The following is a 23,770-nucleotide window of genomic DNA, read 5'->3' on the forward strand; positions in this document are numbered from 1 at the left end:
TAGCCTTTGTCACTCACTAACTTGACTGACACAATCCCCAACGAACCAAGATAGTCACATCAAAAAGCAAATCATCAACAGTCACACAACCTAAGATAAATACTATGACCTTGCGCTTATCAATTATCTCACTCTCGATCTTTTCAGCTCTATTCTCATCTTCCCATGCGTTCGCCGATGACGCTGGCTTCGAAGTTATCGAAGTAACCGGCCATCATGAAGGCAGCTACAGCTCGGTTGCGGTCGATGCTGTATCGCCTAAGGTCGATATCAGTGGCCTGCTGGAAAAAATTCCCGGAGCCGCCGTCAATGGCAATGGCCCACTCACTGGCATAGCCCAGTATCGCGGGCTCTATGGCAACAGGGTTAACACCCAAGTGAATGGCGTTAGCTTAGCCAGCGCGGGACCCAATGCCATGGATACCCCCTTAAGTTATGCGAGCTTAGTCAATAGTGAACGTCTCGAAATGACCCGAGGCATAGCGCCGGTTTCAGCCGGAACCGACACCATAGGCGGCAGCGTCAAGGTGATAGAGTCTCAAGCCAGTTTCGATGACGTCAGTGGTAAAGTCGCCGCGCAATATCAAGATAATGGTCAAAGGGGTCATGTTGGCGCTAAGGTCAATATTGGCAATCAAGACCACGCCCTACTGGTTTATGGCGACATACTTAAGGGCGATGACAACACCACTTCTGGCAATGGCCGCGAGATCTCACCAACGACCTATGACAAAAATATGTTTGGCGGACAGTACCGCTTCAATCTAGGTGCATCGAGCTCAGACAATGAGTCTATAGCCATAGGCTACCAGCATGTTGAAACCACCGAAGCCGGCACTCCGGCTCTGCCTATGGATATCGACTTTATCCGCAGTGACAGAGTAAAGCTTGAAGGCGTTCACGATATATCAGACTGGGAACTCAATTGGCACTTGGCCTACAGCGATGCCGAGCATGGCATGGATAATTTCAACCAGCGCATGAAAATGCCCTCGATGAATGCCAGATATAACAGCGCCGATAGCACTAGCTTCGACGGTCAATTATCTATAGCTAAAGACGCCTGGTTATTCGGACTTGATACTCAGCTTAGCGAGCATAACTCAGTGATCACCGACCCGACCATGGCCATGTTCCATGTGGATAATTTCAATGGTGTGAAAAATGATACCTACACAGCCTTTGCTCAGTGGCAGCTAGATGTCGGCCAGTGGAATTGGCAACTTGGTGCACGAGTAAAACACTACATCACAGATGCCGATGAAGTTGAGCACTCTATGGCGGGGAAAAAACCTGCAATTAAGATGCTAATGGACAGATATAACAATGCCGACCGCTCGCAATCTCAAACAGGCGTAGATCTGGTACTCAACACTCGCTATCAGGTGAGTAATGAGCTGAGTTGGATCTTAGGCTTGGCCCGTAAACAGGCTAGTGCCAGCTACCAACAGAGATATCTCTGGGTGCCGATGCAATCAACTGGCGGACTGGCCGATGGTCGTACCTATGTCGGCCAAATGGATCTGGATTTAGAAACAGCCTATCAAGTCGAAGTGGGTGCAGATTATGCCAATGGCGACTTTAGCTTCAGCCCCCGTGTGTTCTTACACCGTATCGACAATTATATTCAAGGAGTGGCAGCAACAAATCAGGCTGTGATCATGGCAGCTAAGATGATGGGCGATAATAATCCTATGCAGTTTGCCAATGTCGATGCCCAGCTACTCGGCATGGATCTTAGCGCAGCTTACCAGCTAGCCGAAAGCTGGAGCCTAGATATGAATGCCAGCTATGTCAGCGGCGAGCGTCGTGACATAGAAGATAACCTCTATCGCATCGCTCCGCCTAAGGTCATCCTTGGATTGAATTACCTAAGCGGCAGCTGGTTAGCACGAGTCGAGGCCCTAGGTGTCAGCGCTCAGAACAAGGTGTCTGAGACACAATTAGAGGAAACCACAGCAGGTTATGGCTTGATGAATCTGTCTCTTGCTTATGATGCAGACAGCTGGATGGTCAAGGCAGGGGTAAATAACCTGTTCGATACTGAATATGAAGATCACTTAGCCGGTTATAACCGGGTGATGGGTGGTGATTTGATGCCGGGCGAACGCATGCCAGGTACAGGCATAAATGCTTGGCTGACGGGAGAATACAGATTTTAAGTTTTAAGTTTTAATTTTTAAGTAAGGGATCTTAAGTTCTAGGGTCTATAAACTTTGTTTATTTTAGGGATTTCCACTGCACTTTCCCTCCCCGAGCGACTCTCGTTTAACAAGGAGATATCCTCGGGGATTTTTTATTTTGGCAGATTCAACTTCCCGCTTTATATTGAGTAACTGACAGGTATTTCGAACCAGCTAACCAGCTAACCAGCTAACCAGCTAACCAGATAACCAGATAACCAGATAACCAGATAATGAACCTATTCTTGCCCTTATCCTAAATGGCAGCTCACAGGTTTCTTCAATAATTTTCGCTGCAATGTACGTCTGTGCATGCCCAATTGTCGCGCGGTAGCAGAAACATTACCCTTGTTAGCATTGAGCACCTGCTGAATATGCTCCCACTCCAGTCGCTTAGGGTTGAGAGGCTCTTCATCGATAGCCGAGCTTGCCATATCCATGGGTGTCGAGTTAAGTGCATTGAGTAAGGTTTGTGTGTCTACAGGCTTAGCCAGGTAATTATCGGCCCCCATGCGTATAGCCTCCACCGCAGTTGCGATACTGGCATAACCCGTTAACAGTACCATCAAGACCTTAGGCAGATGCAGCCTCAAAGGCTCAATCAGAGTGAGACCATTATCCTCCGCCAGCTTCATATCAAGCAGAATATGACTGGGTTTAAACTGTCTCGCCAGCAGTAATCCCTGAGTCGCATCATGGGCCTGTGCACACATAAATCCATGGCGAGTGAGGCGTCTGGCAAGCACACAGGCTAATGCTAAGTCGTCTTCGATGATCAATAGCTTGTTTATGTCTGTCACTTAAATTCCAACAAATATTCCAACTTAGGTTCCAACTTACATTCAAATATGGACTGCTTTACAAAAACATATTAAGACGCGAGTACCGGTAAGCTCACTTCAGCCACGGCCCCACCTTCAGGATGAGAGCCTAAGATAAGCGTCCCTCCCAAGCGCTCGAAGCTGGCATGGCTCAACATCAGCGCCACCCCTAAACCTGATGGGCTCTCAATTAACTTATGACCTAGTTGAGAAATCAGGCTCTGAGGTATGCCAGTACCATAATCGCGCACTCGGATCCGTAAACGTAAAGATTTACCACCGTAGCGGGACTTAAGATCCAGCTCGGCTAATGACTTGATATCGATCTCTATGCGTACCCTCTTCTCACCAAGAGCCTCCTCGCTGGCACGAGATGCATTATCAACCAGAGAGAGAATCGCAGGTAGTAGGCTGGTGTCGGTTTGGAACTGCACTCCTCGGGCTTGTGGAGCTAAGTGTAACTCTAGCTTCAGCTCAGGCATCAAGAGTGTTAACTGCTGTCTGAGTAAAGTCACTAACTCACCGACTTCGGTCTCAATCAGCTTCTGTTCTCTTATCGACTCGGTAGCCAATCTAAGTTCATTGAGTGTGTGTTCACACCTTAATAGCGCCGCCTCCATCTCTTCGATCGCAGGATTATCATCACTAAGCTCTTCAGCTACCTCGTCCACCAGCAAACGTAGACTAGACAAAGGTGTCGCCAATTGATGGGCCATCTGGGCTGAGGCCGTACCCAGAGCTAACAACTTCTCCTGCCTAAGTTGCGCCTCTCGCATATAGGCCAACTCGGCATCTTGCCTGCGCATACGCTTAGCGATAAAAGCCACACTCGTGGTCATGACCAAGGAAGATATAACGAAGTTAAACCACATACCCAGATAGTGAGAACTCATATCCATGCCATGGTGCCGCATCTGATTCTCAGGCACAGCATAGAGCATCAAGCTATAGGCGAATGTCGAGATTAACGTCAGCGTCCAGGGCGCCCAACGTGGCAAGATCACCGCGGCGATAGCTATTGGGATCAATAAAAGCGAGATAAAAGCATTAGTGGCACCACCGGAAAAATACAGCCAAGTGATCCAGAAGGCAGTATCGAGCAGCAATGGAACAAATAATCCCGAGTCCTTCGACATCAAGGGTTGCCTGATGGCAAACGTGACTGTCAGGTAAATAGCCTCTAACACCAAGGCATAATTCAACGCCGGACTGAAAATAGACAAGCCAAAGGTTTCGGCGGCAAAAAAGGTTAGCCCAAGCTTAAGCGCGAAACCTAAGATACGCAGCAAGGCTAACTGATCCCAGGCTTTTAAATTCGGCACTAGACTCTTAGGCATAACACACCTTAGCTACCTGTAATTTAGTATCAATATGTGAAGACGTCATAATAAATTCGTTAACCCAGTTTCAAACCAATAGCCGACAGCGCCGGAGTGGACGCCTCCAAGGCATCTAATACGCCAGACTTGAAATCAACTTGTGAAGTGATCCCAAGCAGAGCTAGCCTGTCACAATTTAAGGTGCAATCTTTAGGACGCTTAGCATCGTCACTGGGCTCACTCACAGGAAGCAAATGATCGACGTCGAGTCCCAATACTTCACCTAAGGTCAATAGCATCTGGTACTTGCTCATGGTTTCCTTGCCACTGAAGTGATAGATACCTGACAGCTCTTGTTGCGCAACTTGTAGGTCGATCATCTTCTCGATAGCCAGGGCAATATCTTGTGTGGATGTAGGGCTGCGCACCGCCCAATGGTCCACCTCTTGAGTCTGCTTATCCATTAAATGATTAAGTAATATTAAGATGGCGGATTCAGATACTGTCTCAACCTGGCCATAGAGAATAGGCAGTCTCAGTACCGCAAAGTCCTTAGAGGTTGCCAGCAATGCTTGCTCACCCTGCCATTTAGACTCACCGTAAAAGTTGAGCGGATTTGGCTTATGGAACTCGGCATAATTTGGCGCCGAACCATCGAACACATAATCGGTAGAAATGTAAATAATCCAGATACCATGCTTGCTTGCCGACTCGGCCAATGCCTTGGTTGCCCCCAAGTTCAAGGCTAATGCCGCACTTGGGTTTAGCTCAGAAACATCCGGACGACGCTCGGCGGCGCAATGGACGATGATATCGGGTTGATGGTGGGCAATAAACTCATCGGCTGCTTGGGTATTTGTGAGATCTAACTTGTATATACCTGCTTGAGCCCGGCTAAAACCTGTTGCGATAACTTGATGTATTTGGCTTGCCTCAATTTGAGTCTTTACCGCCCTGCCCAGTAAACCAGTCGCACCGGTTATCATTATTTTTGCCATCTTATCTCCGTGCCCAAACTTGCATTTTAAAACTTGGGTCAGTGTAATGATTTTCAACAAATAAGCACATTGATTTACACAAAGGCTTAACCGTGATTAATGCGCTACTTGCCTATCTAAACTTTGCTTAACTAAACTGATCTTATCTAGATGATCTAAACGGATCTAAAACTGTTGAATATCTAGCTTGTTCAATCAGGTAATTGATAACCCCAGCCATTTTCTGCCTGTATCACCAGCTCTTTACTCAGATACTCATATCGTTTACTACACTAAGGTTTAACCATGATTAATGCGCTACTTGCTTACCTAAGCTGATCTAAGGCTGTTGAATATCTAGCTTGTTCAATAACGATGGGTAACCCCAGCCATTTTCTCCCGGTATCACCTGCTCTCCAGTCAGATATTCATACAAGGTCGGAGCCAATGAGCCATTTTCCTCTACCTTGAGAATACTGGTATCAGGCCCTATGGGAGTGCCCCAGAAACCGATGAAGGCATCCTTCTCCGGGAAGTCCTCTCCAGCATGACGACCGGGCACCTTAGTGTTGTAGCCTATGCCAGCCTTGGGAAACAAATTTATCGTACCGGCGCGGGCTTCATCATAAAGTCTGGCCAGCTGATTCACCGAATCAGGACGAAGAGTGAAGCGAGTCAAATCCCGCCACTGCTCAACCGTGCACCATGAATTGACATCATCAGCGTTCGCCTGGGTGATACATAAGCTTTTCAACTCAGAAAAGTGCTCAATCTCAGCTTCAGAGGGAGTTTGTCGATATGGATTCAACTCCTGAGTATCCAGTAATCTAGGTAGTTTTGCCGTTAAACTGCTGTAGAGCAACTTATCCCCTCTTCGCTCCACCAGCTCATCGAGCCGCTCACCATCACGATGGCCAATTAGACGTACCTGACAGCCAGCCGAGTTGCATTGACGTTCCCTCAGCACCATATAATCCAGAGACTCAGACAGACTATTGGCCGTCTTGGTGACTATATCCAGAGTATCGGTAACTTTTGCAGCGTTAATGGGCAGCCAGTGGATCAGATCCTTATAAACAGGTTGGGCTTGCCAGCCGGATTTAGCGTTGAAGAAGTCCATCATCATATTGCCTCCAGCGGTAGAAGCCACAACCACATCTAGGCCTCTGTTACTCGCGTAATTAAGGGCATTGGTGATTTTCGGTCCTTCGCCCTCATCGGATGAGATCTTCTTTACCAAGAGGGGATAACCCAGCTCATGTGACAAGCTATCAAATACTTGCCTCTCGGGATTCAGGGCATAAAAAACGGGCGTCAGGCCATGATCCCCCGCCATCCCCCACAAGGTTTGATCATAGATCCCAGCATCTTTATAGGCTTGTTCTGTCTGGCCCAACCAAAAGTCCAGTCGGTTGAGTTCTCCCGTTGGCATGATAATCTCGTCACTGAAAGGCCCGGTGAAATGAGCAAAATGATCCGGCCAAGGATTATAGATCAAGGTATGATCCGGCATGCCTTGACCATCGAGTTTGGCAAGCTTAGAGATCGCCTTTTCGATCTTCCATTTCTTGGTTAATTTAGTGAATACATCGAGGAAGAAGATGCCTTGATAACCACGAATATCCTCAATGATCTCCGATCGCAACAACCTAAGTTTCACCTCTATCTTAGCTCGCTCCTGCAACTCCCTGATACAGCGCTTCTCACCGTAGTCACGCTGTGCCTCGCCGAAACCTAGGTTGACCAAGCCATCGTAGCTAGTATGTGCATTCCAATCATATTGGCCGTTACAGTTAAGCGTGATCAGATAGGCTAAACGATCGAACATGGTTCTCACCCCATGACTATCCATGAGACGATCCAGTTGTAGGGCATCGTTGCCGAAAAAGTAATAGGCCCGATCTAGCTGGCGATCGACAAAATGGAAGTTGGGGATCCCTGTGCCTCCCTCGCCGGAGACCTTGGCCCCGGTCTTGATGATCGGCAAGTTACGCACACTGATTGTCGGCGTAGAAGAGATCCCTACCTGAGTAATCGATCTAGGATGATCCCGATACAGGCGTTTAAAAAATGGCAAATAATTTTGATCGCGATATTCCCCTTCGGCGAGTTCAGCCATAAACTTAACCTGCTGTTTATGCTCTGGCTGTTTAGTCTCCTCTCCCTTAGGTTTAACATCGGCGCCCTGAAGATGCATCCCATAGGCGCGGTGAATAAATGGCTTAGACTGATCCACCAAGCCTTCGACCAGGCTTTGTTGTAAGCCATCCACAGTTACTTGCACCGAATATCTACGCTGCTGCTGTGAGGTTAAAAAGCCAACCAAGACTTCACTATTGTCATCGAAGCTAGCTTGCATCCAGGCATTTAATGCCTGCTCACGCTCCTCTTTAAACACAAACTGACGATAAGCCTTGAGGACATTTAAACGCACAAAATCAATCAGAGTGATAGTTAGAGCCTGAGCCTTGTTATTGACCTTGCCCCTATTCTCCGGCTTATCATCTTCTATGATGGCTAATACCGAGCTTTGCATCTCACCTTCATCCATGTCAGCCACAGCCTTAGACATGATCCCTATGATAATGGGCTGTATCTTATCTACTAAGTGTAAATCGGCTGAACTCTGAGTCAGATAGGTATACTTAGCAGGCACAGCATCCATATCCTGCCACATACCGATATCGACTAAGGCATCATATATGGTCACCATAGATGCGATAAACTGGCGATCGGCTTTTAGACCTTGGGATTGGTTACTCTGGTGTTTAACAGATGCCTTATCTTTTATAGGCTCGGCACCAAAATGATAGAGACTGTGCTCGAATCCTTTAAGCTGCTTTTCACCATAGACCTTAGCCAAATGCTGCTTAAATTCATCTTCGCTACTCAGACCCGTATATCTGTCATAAAAACTATAGAGGAAATATCCCAGAGGTATGCCATAGCTAGGATCGCTAAGCTGAGCTATGACTCGAACTTTAACTTTTTTATCCAGAGGTAGGGTTAAAATATAAGCATCGAGTGACAGTCCGCCAATAGTGAACAGGGCTATATCTCGCGTCAGCTTAGTAGAATAGTGAAGTGAAGAGACAATTTGATCTCTCATTATCTCACTGGCATTAAATACACCCCCTATGACAGGGGTATCACCAATATCGGCCCAAACAGCAGGACTCAGCAGAGACCAAGAAACAAGGGCCCACTTGCCAAGCCTAGGCCAATAAGATTTAGCACAAATATCCATATACAGCTCATAACCACAAGAATCACAGAGCGCTCAATGATTACATATTTCACCGACAACTAAAATATTGGTTACATTAAGCCAACGATTTATCTTCTTCATTATGAATAACAGGCTTGTTCTACAGCCTAGAACTCGGCCATAAGTGACGCCAGCTCATAGGTTAAAGTTCGCTTTTATATACCCATTTCACATATAGGACAGTGAGGACTTCACTAAAATGGCCGCGTCTTAACCTAAGCTAGCTCGACAATAAAAGCTAAGTTCCTTAGCGCTTTAATACTCTGTGACGATTAATATTTTGCAAAATCATTACATTTGTTTAATCTGTGAGCTCATGAATTTTGTCTGGAATATACTCTGAATGATGCCCGCTGCATTACCCTTAGTCCTTGCAGGTCCAACACTACGTCACTGCGACCAAGATCACTTCACCCTATGGTTCGTCAGCTCAACACCTATGAATCAGCTGACCTTACATCTGGGTGAAAAAAAACTCATTTTAGCGGCGGAGCAAACTCATCAAGTTCGACTTGGAAAGCATGCCTGGCAGTATCTGATCCAAGTGAATCAAGACCAGCTGCTAGCGGTAAATTCGCCGATAGAATACAGATTAACAGATAGCCTGCATGGCTCAGTGTTTGAAAATATCGCCCAGCTGAATTATCAAAGTGAATCTGCCCCCGAGTTTGTTATCAAGCCTGAGATAGATAACATGCTGCACGGCTCCTGCCGTAACCCCCATCATCATAGCGGCGATGCCTTAGTCGCTGCCGATACCAGACTTAGCCAAGATCTCAGTATTGAAGCCAGACCGTCTCTCTTAATGCTTAGCGGCGATCAGGTCTATGTCGATGATATAGCAGGCCCCATGCTCTATGCCATAGGCCAAGTGATTCAGCTATTAGACTTGCCACAAGAAGAGTTTCCCCATGCCGAACTCCGCCAAAGCTCTGCTATCAGCTATCATCCGGCAGCCCTGTATCGGCGACACAAAAAATTGCTGCCAAAAACCCAACATCAGGCTAAAACGGCCCTTAGACGTTGGTATATCAACCACCCAATATTCACCTCATCCTTAGCCGAAAATCATCTGGTTTCTCTAGGGGAGATCATAGCTCTGTATTTACTCACCTGGTCTCCCGAGCTTTGGCAGCAAATTGAGATCCCTAAAGAGGTCGCTGGTCTGTCTGCTGTAAATAAGCTTCGCTGGGAAAGTGAGTGGTTACATCTGCTAGAGTTTAAGGCCGGACTGCATCAGGTCAGGCGCTTAATGGCGCATCTGCCAACCTATATGATCTTCGATGACCATGACATTACCGATGACTGGAACCTCACCGCCAAGTGGGAGGAAGCCGCCTACGGTCACCCCTTCTCTAAACGCATCATAGGCAACGCACTTATCGGTTACACCCTATTTCAGGGCCTAGGCAATGCGCCGAAAAAATTCAAATCGGCAATAGTCCCACTTATCGATGCTTACTTTGGCAATCCAGATGAAGAAAAACAAGACAGATTAATCCATGAACTGCTCAAGTTTGAGCACTGGCATTACAACTTAAATACCTCACCCAAAATAGTGGTACTAGATACACGAACCCATAGATGGCGCAGTGAATCTAATCTAGCAAAGCCTTCGGGATTAATGGACTGGGAAACCTTAATGGAGTTTCAACATGAGTTAGTGGGTCAGAGTAATGTCATCATAGTCTCGGCGGCGCCCATGTTCGGGGTCAAACTTATTGAGACAGTGCAACGCACGGCAACTATGCTGGGTAGTTCTCTACTGGTCGATGCCGAAAACTGGATGGCTCACCCGGGGACAGCGAATACCTTACTCAGTATTTTTCAGCACAGGAAAACCCCTGAGCAATTCGTGATCTTATCTGGTGATGTGCATTACTCATTTGCCTATGACATTCGCATTCGCTTCAGGAAAGGCGGACCGAATATTTACCAGATCACCTGTAGCGGCCTCAAGAATCAGTTTCCGGAGAAGTTAATTCCTATCTTCGACAAACTCAATGGCTGGCTATATGGTCACTTCTCACCGCTAAACTTTTTGACTAAGCGTAAGCGCATGTCTATTCGTGGCAGACGTCCCAATGGCGAGCGCAGTAAACGCTTGATGAATCAGAGTGGCATAGGTTTGCTAAATTTAGCTCAGAATGGCGCGCCGACTAAGATAGCCGTACTGCACGCCGATATGAGTGAAACCCATTTCGACGCACCAAGGAAAGACTAGCTATCAACTTATTTAACTGGAGCCTGAGACGGCATGCTCACAGGTGCTGAGACAGACTGCTCAGTGCCAGGTCTTGGGTGATGTGCGTAATCAGGAGCTGAATTAGGCGCAGATCTTGGAGCTCTAGTTGCATTAGGAGCTTGACGTGGAGGGTGACTAGGGTCATTAACTGCAGCAGGTTTAGCATCGGACGCCTGCGCTTTCTCTGGTACTGATTGCGCCGTCATTGAAGCTTGAGTCACAGCCTTAGGTGCACTCATAGAAACAGGTGCTACTGGCTTAGGCGCTGGTAGTGCTTGTAATGCAACTGGAGAACTTGTCACTGCTTGAGGGGAAGTCGCCTCAACAGATTCAGGCTCGGAATTTAAACTTTGGTAACCGATTGCAGCCACCACAGCGGCAGCAACTAATGTGATAGAGATCAGGGTCGATTTAGTCATTATTATTATCCTTCTATTTTGAGTTCGCCTTTCACTAAACAAGAGTGATAAGCGAGGGTATTACACCCCGACCACGTACTGAGGCTAAGTATTCATCTATGATTTTCATATGCTATATGCCGATGGCAGCAGTAATCCAGTCATTTTTGAAACGGATCTCAGCATAGAGTCAATCCAGAAGAAAGACAAGCTTAGGATATTTTATACACTGAATCCGATTCTAGAGTGGAAATGAGTCAAAGCCATCACACTCGATATCCAGAGCTATACCTGTCACAGGATCATTAAACTTCAATCGCTTAGCCACTAATTTCAAAGGGCGAGCATAGTCATCATCAGACTTTGGCTGCAACTGGGGATAACATCTATCGTTGATAATAGGCATACCTAAGCTGTGCATATGAACTCTAAGTTGATGGGTTCGCCCTGTTATCGGCGATAATTTAAATAGCCCATTGTCTCCCTTAATATCAATCAAACTAATTTCAGAGTGAGTATTAGGCTCTCCCTCAACCACTTTCATGATAAAACTAGGCTCACCTTTCACCATGCGATTTTTCACCGTCCAATGGATAGGAAGTGCTAGCTCGCCAGCTTGATGACTCGCCAATAGCTCGGGAGTTAGTTTGGCTAACGCTTGATATTCTTTGGTTATTTGATGGTTTTTAAACAGGTCGTGATACTGAGTTCGCGCCTCGGGATTGAGGATCATAAGCACGATACCCGCCGTTGCCCGGTCTAGTCTATGAGCTGGCACTATGGTCTCGATGCCAGTTTTAATTCGTAATCGATTAACCAAGCATTCGTTAACGAAATTACCACTAGGATGCAGAGCCAGAAAGTGAGGTTTAAAGGCTAATATTATCTGTTCATCCCGGTAGAGTATCTGCTCTTCGAAGGGCACCTTAGTCTCGGATTTAACTTCACGATAATAGTAGACACGCGCCCTAGGTTTGAAAGCCGTGTCCAGCTCGATAAGCGAACCATCTTGCCAATGCACCTTGCCATCTATGATCCTTTGTCGCCATATTTCCCCGCCAACCTGTTGGAAACGTTCCACGAGAAAACTCAATACTGTGGGTTTATCAGTCACACTCTCAGCTAGCACGACATAGGAGGCTTGAGAAGCTCGAACGGATGAGGACATGTTAACTCTAATAAAATAGGACAAAAGACAGGGTATTTTAACAGAAAAGCTACGACGAGAGCGCAGCAAAGCTGCTGGGATAATGCGAGTACGGAGCTTAGCTCCTACGAGAACGGCTGAAAAACGCCTCCGAGAAAGCGAGAGCGTGACTTTGTCACAGCGAGACCGGCCTGTGGCCTTCGAGAACGCAGCAAAGCTGCTGCGAGAAAATGAGGAAAAGAAGAGTCAAAGCCAAAAGGCTTTTGCAATTATCTCCTAGGGAACTGGTTCCCGTTCTCGAAGTGAGCCTGCGAACGCTCTCGCAGCTCTGCGTCCTCACACATTAGTCTACGTGTGACTTGATCAGTTCAAGCACGAAGTTCATGGTCTTATGGCAATCCGGTTGATTCATCAGAACTTGCTTATCTTTGCTATACAGGGGAAGTACTTCGAGCCAACGTTGACTGACCCAAGTCGCATCATCGAGATGCAGATTGGAATAGAGGCCAAATAGAGCTGGATTCACTTCATAAAACTGCTCTAAGGCGGCGCTGATCAATTCAAACTCTCCTCTTATGGGCTCTTCACACCAATTAAAGCTAGGTAAAGTTTTCGAGATCCACACACCATCCCGTTTCTGCGCCGCGGACAACACCTTCACTCTCTGCTTTCCTTCTAGAACTATGCCTAATGAATCATCGGCAAGTAGGTTGAAATCTATGATTTCACACTGAGTGGCATTGGGGTAACAGGGAGGCTGACGATTAGGCAATAACATACCGAAAGCTAATGGATATTTACCTTTAAGCACATCCGCAATCACCTTCAAATATGCAGGGTCCGCGATACGGATTTCGAGTCTACCATCAGGTAATAACACGGCATCTCGAGTGATTAACGCCATCTCCTGTGTTCGCATAATAACCTCCCGCTTAAGGGTTGGTATAAACTCCCGACTAAGGGTTGGTAAACTCCCACCTAAGACGAGGTGACTGGCAAAAAAGCTGCCTCTGTCGAATTGGGAAACTGCCAAGGCAATATTCTTAAAGTGTAGCAGTTGCAGTATTAACTGCTAATTGAATGACTTTCAGCCTTAACCAAGCAAGAACTAGCTTAAACTCAGCTACTTCTCCCTATTCTCAACACTCTTTTCCCCGCCTAGCGAGATCATTCCTTCACTGTATTAGACATGTATTTGTCTGTATTGGTTGCAATAGAATTTAAGCGGAGAAGATGAGACCTTAATAAAAAGGCTCGAGACGATCCATGATAGACCCATTAGCCACCACCTGTGAAAACTCTTCCGCGAGCACCTCACTGATAGCGATAGTCTTATGCCAATAGGCCATTCTGTCCTCGCTACTAAGATGTTTGAAGTCACCACGGTCAGGTAATTTACCATAGGGAAGAGCAGCCAGATACGCATCACTCGGCGCCACTATGAGTGCATTGTGATAGTGATTTTTAGCTCTGCGCCAAGGCAAAGATTTATCGAACCAGCCAGGCGTAATTCTAGGATAAAAATGAGGGTAGATAGTCAGCCCCTCAGCATGTGAAAGCGGCAAATCAAAATGATAATCTGTGATGCCACCATCATAATAATGCCCCTGCGGCGCTCCAGAAATATTGGTTACTGGTGCGAGTACCCAAGGAATAGAACCCGTCGCTAATAACACCTGAGCAATATTATCTTCACTCAAGCCTACATGCTTACTGGGAAGATCATTAAGGCTATTGAAGGGAGAGCCCGTATCTAGGGAGCTAAATAGAAACCGCTCAAAATTGAGCCCTAAGGAGCGGCGGCTTATCAAGTTTGCCGCAGCCGTAGTAGCTAGGCCTAAGCCCAATGATAACCGACTTGGAAAACGGTTTAGATGTTTCCCGCGACATGCCAAAAAGTGACTCTTGATAACCTTATTATCGACAATATCTTTCCCTGCCCCGTCACCCAATAAACCAGCGATAATGTCCTCGACCTGGGCCGATACATCCTGGGGCCTAGGTTTAATATCATATCTTTGGCCTATATATAGCTTCTCTAAACGAGCATAGGCAGATAATGGATTATCTTGTGCTTGGCAAGCGAGGCGCCATGCACCGGAAGAGGCCCCCAAGGTATGCAATGGCTCCTTTCTATCTTTAAAGAATTCACCAAACAAGTATTTATCCAGACCGGCAATCCCAATCCACTTAGGCCCACCGGATGCCGCCAGCAGTTGAGAAAATATCTCAGGTTTAAGACCGGTCTGTTCGATCTTTTTGTATGCGGTCGGTCCCGCTAGGAAGCGCAGTGCAGGCAAATCAATTACTCCAAAAATATGTCAGTGACATTATTTAACAAAAATTAACTTTTTAACGTTGGGGCGCTAATATAGCATCTAGGATAGGAAACTCTTGATAAGGAATATCAAAGATGGAAAACACCAAAATTCGTCCCTTCAAAACCCTAAGCATGCTCATAGGAATTGTCTCAACAGCCTACATATTATTCATTATTAAGGTAAGCTCTTTCGACTCAGGCTGGGATCTTGTGGTGCCGCTACTATTTATCTCTACCTGCATCGGCTGGATATATTTTATCTGGCAACAACAAATACAATTTACCGCCAATTCAGTTAATTTTATTAAACTTTCTATAGAAAGCGATTGGGGGCCAGTAAAAGATCTGTCAGTCAAATATGATGAGATCAACTCGGTCCGTTTACTCGGTGACCAGCTGTTTATCCACGCCACTAAGGGCAAGATAAGCTTTCCACTAAAGCCTAAATCAAAAATAACTAAACAGCTAAAAGCAGCGTTTGAGAAACGAGATATCCCTTTCGAGATCAAATCTTGCTTAGTGGCTGATTCCTAATAGATAGGAGCTAGATACTAGCTTTGAGCCCCTTGAGTCACTTATTTATCCAGATCATGACTCTATGCCTGGTCAGATTTATTAATAGGCTTGGTATAAAATGGCATGGGCGCTAAACTCGTGCCATAAATAGCAAACTAGTCTGAGCCCGAATATGATCCTCGATACCTTAAATAACAAAGACCTTTACTCACACATCAGCCCTAGAATCACAGCGGCCTTAGCCCATCTGGCCGAGACAGACTTCAATGCACTTGAAGTCGGTAACTATGAACTCGATGGCAAGAACCTCTTCGTTATCGTCAATGACTATGAGACTAAACCTAGAGAGGTTGAGCCCTTCGAGGTTCACCAGCAGTATATCGATATCCAATACGTGGTGAGCGGTGAAGAGGAATTTGGCTACCTTCCTTTAGCAGATCAAATACCATCACGTCCTTATTTTGCCAAGCATGACTATGCCGAATTCGATTATGAGAGCAATAAACATGATGCGGCTTTCATCCCGTTTAAAGCCGGCATGTTTGCCATTTTCTTCCCTCAAGACATGCATATGCCGGGCACCAGCGCAGCGCCAAACAAGGTGCGTAAAGTTGTGATCAAGGTAAAAATATAAATAGCCTAGGCTAATTATATTCCCCCCAGAATCAGACAAGAGCCAGTAAATCTAATAACAAGCTAATTAACTGGCTAATTCACTGACACTAATAAGCTTGATAACCAAGCCCCAAGATAACCAAAGTTCTAGTGGGCTGCTCAATCTCGTCATCTCATAATCTCGTTATCTCGTTATCTCGCAATTTCACTCTTTCGCTCTTTCGCTCTTTCAACAGACATGCCTAACTCAGTATATTAAACGTTCTACTTTTTCAGACATGTTGGATAGTTGATCAATAATTTCAACTTTCAACTTTCAACTTTCAATTGGAATAATTAAATTCAGCCAATAATATTGATATTTGAAATCAACTTAAATACCTTGTACATATAAATCACGAACATAAGTTGTTTCGGTGGCATCACAGCTTCACAGTGATCCGTAACATCAGCTGGGGAATTAATTCCTCACAAAATCTGTAACTAGATTTAAAACAGGGCTAGCACCCTGTCTATTGATATTAATATTTACGCAGACTCAAATAATCAAGAGACCTAGGGACTACTGCCATCGGCCACAAGCTAATTCGTAAGCACCCACTACGGCCAACAAGCTTAATTAGATAGGGATTCTATTTCCATATAAGGGAAAATCGCTCACTAAATGGAAAGCTCTATTAATAAGGCTAGGCTACCTATGAGGCTAGGCTAATTAATAAAACGTTACTGATACTGATACTGATACTGATACTGATACTGATACTGATACTGAAATTATAGAATCTGGTTATAAACATATATGGCTTAATAATTAAGCTAATATTTTAACTCTATGATGAAAAGTATGCCGCCGCACCAAGATCACATACGCATCAATTTATCACCTTAATCACAATTCAAACGTAAAAACCCATCAACTTCTACTTATTCAGTACAACCCTGGGCACGAATAAATAACACAAGTAAACTCATTATATTGATTAATATATGCTTGGATAATTTCATGATACCCTCCAAATATTAATTAACCCCCTTGGAAACTTATTACCGATAATATTGTCGTGTCATTTAAACATTGAACAACATAGCATCAGAAATAATAGGACAGGTTAATTAATAACACACACACCAATTTAACTAACGGTTAAATATAAAGCGCCAGAATACACATAAAACATAATAATACTCAGTACTCTACTCAATTAATATAATAATTTTAAGATGGGATTCGCTTCAGTGAAATCACAAAATACACACTTATCAAACCTTGTAAGCGCTAATAATTACAAGCAAGTAACAAGCCGTAAGAATAACTTAAGTTCTGGAAATATTAATAATAAAAAAACCCGAGAATTAAAGTCTTCGAATACACATCTTTTTTCCAGAGTCGCTATGGCTTGCATCATAACCTTAATTGGCTCAGGTGCCGCGCAAGCTGAAATAGACTTAAAGCGGGATACTATCGACTATCATGGCTATATACGTACAGGTATAGGTATGAGTGAAGGTGGCTCTCAGCAAGTTGTTTTTCAAGCACCTAGTACTCCGGCTAAATATCGTTTGGGTAACGAAAATGATACTTATATGGAATTGGCTGCTGATTACCGTCATTACTTCGATAGCAGCAGTAATAAGTCAGTGCAATTTGTTGCCCGCACTGACACTGGCAGTTCCTATAGTGACAATGACTTCGATTTTGAAATGGCAGAAGCTTATGTCAGCCTAGATAATATCGTCGGGGAAGATATTAAAGTATGGGTTGGCCGTCGATTCTACGATCGCCGAGATATCCATATGAACGATTATTTTTGGCAGAAATCCAATGAAGGCGTTCAAGGTGGAGCCGGTATTGAAGGTATTCATGCTCTGGGCGGGAATTTAAAAGTCGCCCTACTGAGATATAACGACGACAATGTTATTTTTGCGGGAACTAGGCCGACACAAGGTTCTGGTGCAGTGGATCCTCTTGTTGATAAAAACTTTGGCGAAAGTACCACCACAGTACTCGATGTTCGTTTAGAAGGTTTGGCCATAGACGATAACAACAGCTTAAACCTTATGGCACAAATTGGTGAATGGAGTGGTGTAGACGACTATAACCTAGGTTCAGAAATGGGCTACACCTTAAGTGCATGGAATGACACTGCCGATTTATGGGGCGGTACTAACACTTTAGCCATCTCTTATCGTCAAGGAGCCACTGCGCTCCATGGTCGTTCTGTGGCAAGTATAAATGAGCACGCCGTGGACTTAAGTAATACGGACTCATTCGAAATCGATAACAATTATGTCAACGATATCAATGACACTATGAGTGTGCAGTGGATTGCTCTCTACAATCAAGAAAGTCGTGGTGTCGAGCGTATTGACGGTACCAGTACCGGCGATACTGTCACTTGGATGTCCACAGGTGTACGCCCCATTTATTATCTAAACAAGAATATCAATATGGCACTAGAAGTTGGTATCGATCATGTTGATGATGAGGTTAATGACTTCGAAGGTAATCTAGACAAGGTTACCCTTGCTCTGCAGCTAACCAATGATCTAGGTTACTATAATCGACCTGTGATCCGTGCTTTCGTGACCTATGCAAGCTGGAGCAATGAGCTCAAAGGTTTAGTTGCTGCTGACACAGACTATGCAGATAAGACTGAAGGTTGGAGCACAGGTATTCAGGTTGAAACTTGGTGGTAAGCGAGAATTTTTTGATTGTAAGCTAAACGCTTAATAGGCCACAGCTTTCAACTAAAAATGAGCCGGTGAACATCTTTCTCCTACAAAATAAGAGAAGAACTAACCGGCTCAACTTCATATCGCTAGCCGCTGAGTCTCGCTACCAGATGCAATAAAAGATGCAGCCACTAGCAATATTCAAGCTTATCCTCATCTCCCCCCCCCCCAAAAAAAAAAAAAATAAATAAGCCCCTCACAATACTGCCCCCTACAGAAAAACCATCAAGACGAGTCAGCTTTAGGCTACTAGTTTGCTTTCTGACAAGATCCAATACAAATCGGTATAAATGTGATCTTGATCATTTAAGTCAAAATGCTAATATAACTACATCGAATTAGATATACCTTTTGGTTATATACCTGTAAATATAGCCGTGAAAATAATAACAAGATGAGTGTCCATATGAGCCAGACAGCAAGTTTAAGCCAGATTTATCTCGATGCTAACGCCACAACACCTGTGCTCCCCCAAGCAGCACAAGCTGCAATGACAGCCATGAAAGAGATATTTGGTAACCCAAGTAGCAGCCATATCACAGGCCTGCAAGCCAAGAACTTGATGGAGCAAACCAGACAAAGAGCTAAAGTATTACTGGGCACAGGCAAGGGCAAACTCATCTTCACCAGTGGTGCTACCGAAGGTATCCAAACCGGAATCTTGTCTGGCCTTATTAAGGCCAGAGAAAATATCGAACCGGGAAAACAATACTCAATACTTTATGGTGCAACTGAACACAAAGCCGTACCTAACTCATTAGAGCATTGGAGCAATATCTTAGGTATCGATGCCGAAATTAAAGCCATTCCCGTCGATAACTTAGGTAACTTAGATCTAGAGTTCATCGCCCGAGAAGTGCCTAACGCCCTGATGATCTGCACCATGGCCGTTAATAACGAAACCGGTGTATATCAAGATCTCAAACAACTGGAACTGACGATTCGTAATCACAATGCTGATGTTTTTTGGTTGGTTGATTGCGTACAAGCTCTGGGAAAACGTCCGCTTAAGCTAAGTGAAACCAGCATAGACTACGCCCCGTTTAGCGGCCACAAACTCTATGCTCCAAAAGGCATTGGCTTCATCTATATTCGCGACTCAGCTCCCTTCACCCCCTTTATTGCAGGTGGTGGACAGGAAGGTGGATTACGTTCAGGCACAGAAAACCTACCTGGATTTGCCGCCCTCAACGTGATATTTGAGATGTTGCTAGACCAGAAAAACTCTTGTTTTTCGACCGCTGAAACACTCGAACAATACAGACAACAGCTGGCATCTAGTCTCACAGCTGCTTTCCCTGAGATAGTGTTTAATCACAGCTTCAAAAACAGTGTAGCCACTACGCTAAACTTCGCCGTTCCAGGTTTTAGCAGCAAGGAGCTAATGGATCTCTTCGATGCGGCAAACATTCGCGTCAGCTCAGGCTCGGCGTGTAGCTCTAAAGTCACCCGTAGTTTCGTACTCGATGCCATGGGCTTACCCGCCTGGCAGAGTGAGTCGGCTATTCGCCTCTCTTTTGGCCCCGCCATGACTCAAACCGAAGTCGACGCCGCCTGTGACAGAATTCAACTTGCCGCCAGCGCGTTAACCCACAGCTGCTTAATGCTAGATGACACTCAATTAAATGATGATAAGACCCCACTCGATGGTTTAGTGCAACTCAGAGGCGGCGCCAGCTGTACCTGGATCTATGCAGATCAGCAAACAAAACAGGCACTAATTATCGATCCACTGCCCGAGCTAGAGCAACGTATCAATACCTTGCTCGAATGCCAGCAACTAGCGCCAATTGCCATTATTGATACCCACGGACATGCAGATCATATCTCTGGCCGCGTTGCCCTAGCCCAGAAGCACCTTAAACATCAGCAGTGTGATCACTTAGGCTGGCCTAAATCCAGCGAACAAATACAGCTAGATGGTGCACAACTCCATATGATCAAGCTAGGTGAACTTTCCCTTGTTAAGGTCACCTCACCTGGCCATACCGATGACAGTATCAGCCTCTTGCTAACCACTGACATCACTAAGCTCAAGAGCACGACCCGTTTCGCCTTCTGTGGTGATACCGTGCTTATGGGCAGCCTGGGCAGAACCAACTTCGACTCCAGTAGTTCAAGTAAAATGTTCCACAGCTTGAAGCGACTGGAGCAGTTAATCGGCCGCAACACCTTACTTTGTGCCAGCCATGACTATAACAATGAATTTACCACCACCTTGATGGCCGAAATGATGCGTAACTCTTTACTGCATGATGTGCTCAAGGGACAAATAACCGAGAGCCAGTTTGTCAGTAGAAAAGCAAACTTAGACGCTAACCTTAACGACGAAGTCGGCACCGAGATCATGTGCGGCGCCTATACTAGTGATTGTCACAAGTTGGCCATCAAAGAATATGATGCTACCAGCCTTAAGCAGGAACTGGGTCAGTCAAACAAGGTCAAGCTAGTGGATATCCGTGAGCCCCACGAATATGCGCTGCAGCACTCCCTCGGCATGGAGACTGCTGAGACATCGAGCAGCATCAATGTACCTATGACACGCCTAGTGCAATTTATTCAAGAGCATCAAGCCGACAAAACCAGTGAATGGGTACTGGTATGCCGCAGTGGCAGTCGCTCACTCGTAGTAGCCCAAGCCATGCAACGCTTAGGTTTTAGCAATATCGCCCATCTTAAAGGCGGCTACGCCTTGAGCAGCTAACAGCGGCTCAGCAATAAAAAAGGCGAATCGATAGTCGATTCGCCTTATTATTATGACTTTCCCGTCCCGAGATAACTCGACCCAGATTACCCTTCCGCTATCACAATACTTGCTTAGTTAGCGTCGATAAATGATGCCAGTAAAGTTATCCCAATAAGGATTATCCAGTCACTGTTACTCTGTTACTGTTACTGTTACTGTTACTGTTACTGTTACTGTTACTTAGATAACTGTGCGCACTGGCGGGGTTTCACTTTAGTTGATTTAGCATGAGGTTTTTCGACCTTATCATCAACCAGCTTAACTCCATATAATTGCCTCTTCCACCAGGCGATATCTTCGCAGCCGTTACCTTGTTTGGGAGCTTGCTGATTTTTACACTGGCTATCACCCTTAGGGCAGCGCAAACGCACGTGCATATGATAGGAGTGGCCCCACCAAGGACGAACCTTATTGAGCCAGTCATTATCTTTCGAGACAGAAGTTTGCAAGCTCTTCCTGCATAGCTCTTGCTTAATCACTGGATTCACGAATACCCGAGCCACTCTGGGATCTTGAGCCGCTAATCGAATCATCTCGGCCAGATCTTGGTGCCAGTTCGCATTGAGCTTAAATTTCTCTTGAGTGACCACATTCAGCTCAGTGGGGGACTCTTTTTGTTCCTGAGTTAACGCTTTAGTCGCGCGCCTAAACCAGATATCAACATCCAGACCTATCTGATGGCTGGCATGGCCCGAAGTGAAGTCGCCACCTCTAGGCATGGAGACATCACCAATCAAGAGATCTTGATTAGAGAGTTTGTGTATCTGCCGGGAAAAATCTTCAATAAACTCGATAAGATCCGGATGGCCATAATAGCGCTTACGGGAGCTGCGGATGACTTGATAACCTTCCCCTTCTAACGGCAGAGCCGTGCCCCCTGATAAACATCCGTTGGCGTAAGAGCCTATGGCTTCAGCTTTTCCCGATGATGGAGTGGTAAATTCACTCCATTCTAAGTCACTTGCATAGCAGTTAGTCGCTAGCATGATGAATACAAAAATAACGCTTTTATAGCTCATATAAAATCCTGAAAAAAGGGGAGAAACAAACAAAAAAGAACAAGGGGATCTGAGCTAATTAGCCACTTTCACCTATACATATACTTATTTAATTCACACGGCTGGCCACGTTCACATAAACCAAGTTCGGATATTTACCTAGAGTTCAACAATAAAACTGCGCTCAGCCCTAGGACGTTACACCGACACAAACGGTCTAAGCCATGGCTATATACTATAAATCAGCCATTGGATAACGACAAATTCAGAGCTCACACCTAAGGGATTTAAATACAAGATTCATCAAGCTCTCTCCTGCACCTAGTATCAATCTGCAACAATAAAATCAGAGTAAAACTTATGGCTCAGATCCCTTTATGCATTTTCACATATAAAAAAAGGCGCAACAGTCACGTTGCGCCTTTTTATGCCTTATCGATGAGGACTAAATGCTCACCTCGGCGAAATTCAAACTATCGGCAAACTTAACCTTAGTAATTTCAGTTGCGCCCGATTCCATCAACTCTGGCAGCGAGACTCTCTGTAGATTAGGGTTGTTCACAGTCGTAAAGTACATATGCAACGCTTTGATATCGGTAATCGATGTCCACTGAGTGGTCTGAGTTAGCGTGGCGTTCTCACCCAGAGCGGTCTTTTTATAACCCTGTGGTAAGTCGAAGTGATTGAGAATGTTTTTCACTCGCAAAATCGCTTCATTGGCATCTTTCATTGGGGTCGCAACCTGGCTGTAAATCGAGGCGCGAACAAAGCGATCCTGCGCGGTAAAGCCACCAGGCAGTTCCTTGTCGTTACCGATATCCAGACCTTCCTTCACTCGCTCGGTAGTATCTTTAATCGGTGCCGTCTCGCGGATAGGCAATGAAGTATATTGCTCAAGATTACGCTGATGCCACTTGAAAGAAGGCTGGTTAGTGATGCTGCCAAGGGGATTATCGATAATAACCAATTCACCTTCAAGGTATTCAATCACAGCCGAGCCACCCTGCTGATCGTACATGGTGTAATGCAGCGTAGGCTTGACACCATCCCAACCTGGGATAGGTACTTCCTTACAGATAACATTTAATGTTGGTAATAGTTCTTTGGCATCGGCAACGCTACCACAAATACTAAGTAGCAAGGTAATAACCTGAGCGCCCGTTAGTGTACGCTCGGTATTAGCGGCCTGGAGCTGAAAACTCGCTTCATCATAGGGATAGAAGAAGAATCCACCGATAGATAAGCCTTTCTCATTGATGCCCTCCATGACGATATCGGTATTCAACACAGTCCATGAAACAAAGGCGTTATCCGACTGCCACTTTATACCCTCTTTACCTTGATCGGTTTCACCACGAAAATTGATGCCTTTAGGGACGTAGTTCAAATCGTAATGTAATACTTCTGGGCTAAATTCCATAGTGCGACCAAAAACCAACGCACCATCATCTGCAATTAAACGAATACCTGTACACATAACACTT

The 23,770-nt window shown here is 45.3% G+C and carries 16 protein-coding genes; 6 read left to right on the forward strand and 10 right to left on the reverse strand.

Going from position 1 to position 23,770, the window contains the following annotated elements; genetic code table 11:
- The first annotated feature begins 104 nt into the window (after positions 1 to 104).
- Positions 105 to 2,162 (forward strand): TonB-dependent receptor, encoded by a 2,058-nt coding sequence (locus tag SVI_RS17670; RefSeq protein ID WP_013053013.1) that lies wholly within the window; start codon positions 105 to 107, stop codon positions 2,160 to 2,162.
- A 272-nt stretch (positions 2,163 to 2,434) separates the two neighbouring features.
- Here SVI_RS17670 and SVI_RS17675 read toward each other — a convergent pair whose 3' ends face one another.
- The 4 genes from SVI_RS17675 to SVI_RS17690 form a co-directional block, all read right to left on the reverse strand.
- Complete coding sequence (locus SVI_RS17675; RefSeq protein WP_041420459.1) at positions 2,435 to 2,974, reverse strand: response regulator transcription factor; 540 nt, start codon at positions 2,972 to 2,974, stop codon at positions 2,435 to 2,437.
- Between the two features lie 80 nt (positions 2,975 to 3,054).
- Positions 3,055 to 4,341, reverse strand: a complete 1,287-nt coding sequence (locus SVI_RS17680) for a sensor histidine kinase (protein ID WP_013053015.1) — start codon at positions 4,339 to 4,341, stop codon at positions 3,055 to 3,057.
- Positions 4,342 to 4,400: 59 nt separating this feature from the next.
- Entirely contained in the window at positions 4,401 to 5,321 is a 921-nt protein-coding gene (locus SVI_RS17685) for a dTDP-4-dehydrorhamnose reductase family protein (protein ID WP_013053016.1), read from the reverse strand.
- 319 nt (positions 5,322 to 5,640) lie between these two features.
- The gene (locus tag SVI_RS17690; protein WP_013053018.1) at positions 5,641 to 8,547 is read right to left on the reverse strand and encodes an alkaline phosphatase family protein; all 2,907 of its coding nucleotides are present in this window, start codon (positions 8,545 to 8,547) and stop codon (positions 5,641 to 5,643) included.
- A 367-nt stretch (positions 8,548 to 8,914) separates the two neighbouring features.
- Between SVI_RS17690 and SVI_RS17695 the strand changes: the two genes are divergently transcribed.
- Positions 8,915 to 10,792, forward strand: coding sequence for an alkaline phosphatase D family protein (locus SVI_RS17695; protein WP_041420460.1), 1,878 nt, complete (start codon positions 8,915 to 8,917; stop codon positions 10,790 to 10,792).
- Between the two features lie 8 nt (positions 10,793 to 10,800).
- On the opposite strand, the gene SVI_RS17700 is transcribed toward SVI_RS17695, so the two are convergent.
- The 4 genes from SVI_RS17700 to SVI_RS17715 form a co-directional block, all read right to left on the reverse strand.
- Complete coding sequence (locus SVI_RS17700) at positions 10,801 to 11,232, reverse strand: hypothetical protein (protein WP_013053020.1); 432 nt, start codon at positions 11,230 to 11,232, stop codon at positions 10,801 to 10,803.
- Between the two features lie 220 nt (positions 11,233 to 11,452).
- A complete protein-coding gene (locus SVI_RS17705) occupies positions 11,453 to 12,379 on the reverse strand; it encodes a pseudouridine synthase (RefSeq protein ID WP_041420069.1) in 927 nt (308 codons plus the stop codon).
- 322 nt (positions 12,380 to 12,701) lie between these two features.
- The gene (locus SVI_RS17710; RefSeq protein ID WP_013053022.1) at positions 12,702 to 13,277 is read right to left on the reverse strand and encodes an LON peptidase substrate-binding domain-containing protein; all 576 of its coding nucleotides are present in this window, start codon (positions 13,275 to 13,277) and stop codon (positions 12,702 to 12,704) included.
- Positions 13,278 to 13,599: 322 nt separating this feature from the next.
- Complete coding sequence (locus tag SVI_RS17715) at positions 13,600 to 14,658, reverse strand: alpha/beta hydrolase (RefSeq protein WP_013053023.1); 1,059 nt, start codon at positions 14,656 to 14,658, stop codon at positions 13,600 to 13,602.
- Positions 14,659 to 14,771: 113 nt separating this feature from the next.
- Here SVI_RS17715 and SVI_RS17720 point away from each other — a divergent pair, with 113 nt between their 5' ends.
- From SVI_RS17720 to SVI_RS17735, 4 genes are all read left to right on the forward strand, one after another.
- On the forward strand, positions 14,772 to 15,212 hold the full coding sequence (locus tag SVI_RS17720; protein WP_013053024.1) for a hypothetical protein: 441 nt from the start codon (positions 14,772 to 14,774) through the stop codon (positions 15,210 to 15,212).
- 154 nt (positions 15,213 to 15,366) lie between these two features.
- Positions 15,367 to 15,828 (forward strand): YhcH/YjgK/YiaL family protein, encoded by a 462-nt coding sequence (locus SVI_RS17725; RefSeq protein WP_013053025.1) that lies wholly within the window; start codon positions 15,367 to 15,369, stop codon positions 15,826 to 15,828.
- A gap of 1,373 nt (positions 15,829 to 17,201) precedes the next feature.
- The gene (locus SVI_RS17730; protein WP_013053027.1) at positions 17,202 to 18,506 is read left to right on the forward strand and encodes a carbohydrate porin; all 1,305 of its coding nucleotides are present in this window, start codon (positions 17,202 to 17,204) and stop codon (positions 18,504 to 18,506) included.
- Between the two features lie 442 nt (positions 18,507 to 18,948).
- Positions 18,949 to 21,246 (forward strand): aminotransferase class V-fold PLP-dependent enzyme, encoded by a 2,298-nt coding sequence (locus SVI_RS17735; protein ID WP_013053028.1) that lies wholly within the window; start codon positions 18,949 to 18,951, stop codon positions 21,244 to 21,246.
- A 218-nt stretch (positions 21,247 to 21,464) separates the two neighbouring features.
- Here SVI_RS17735 and mepA read toward each other — a convergent pair whose 3' ends face one another.
- Together mepA and SVI_RS17745 are read right to left on the reverse strand one after the other, a co-directional pair.
- On the reverse strand, positions 21,465 to 22,307 hold the full coding sequence (mepA, locus tag SVI_RS17740; RefSeq protein ID WP_013053029.1) for a penicillin-insensitive murein endopeptidase: 843 nt from the start codon (positions 22,305 to 22,307) through the stop codon (positions 21,465 to 21,467).
- Between the two features lie 424 nt (positions 22,308 to 22,731).
- Positions 22,732 to 23,763 (reverse strand): linear amide C-N hydrolase, encoded by a 1,032-nt coding sequence (locus SVI_RS17745; protein WP_013053030.1) that lies wholly within the window; start codon positions 23,761 to 23,763, stop codon positions 22,732 to 22,734.
- Positions 23,764 to 23,770 lie beyond the last annotated feature (7 nt).

This window comes from Shewanella violacea DSS12, from assembly GCF_000091325.1.
GTDB classification, from domain to species: Bacteria; Pseudomonadota; Gammaproteobacteria; order Enterobacterales; family Shewanellaceae; genus Shewanella; species Shewanella violacea.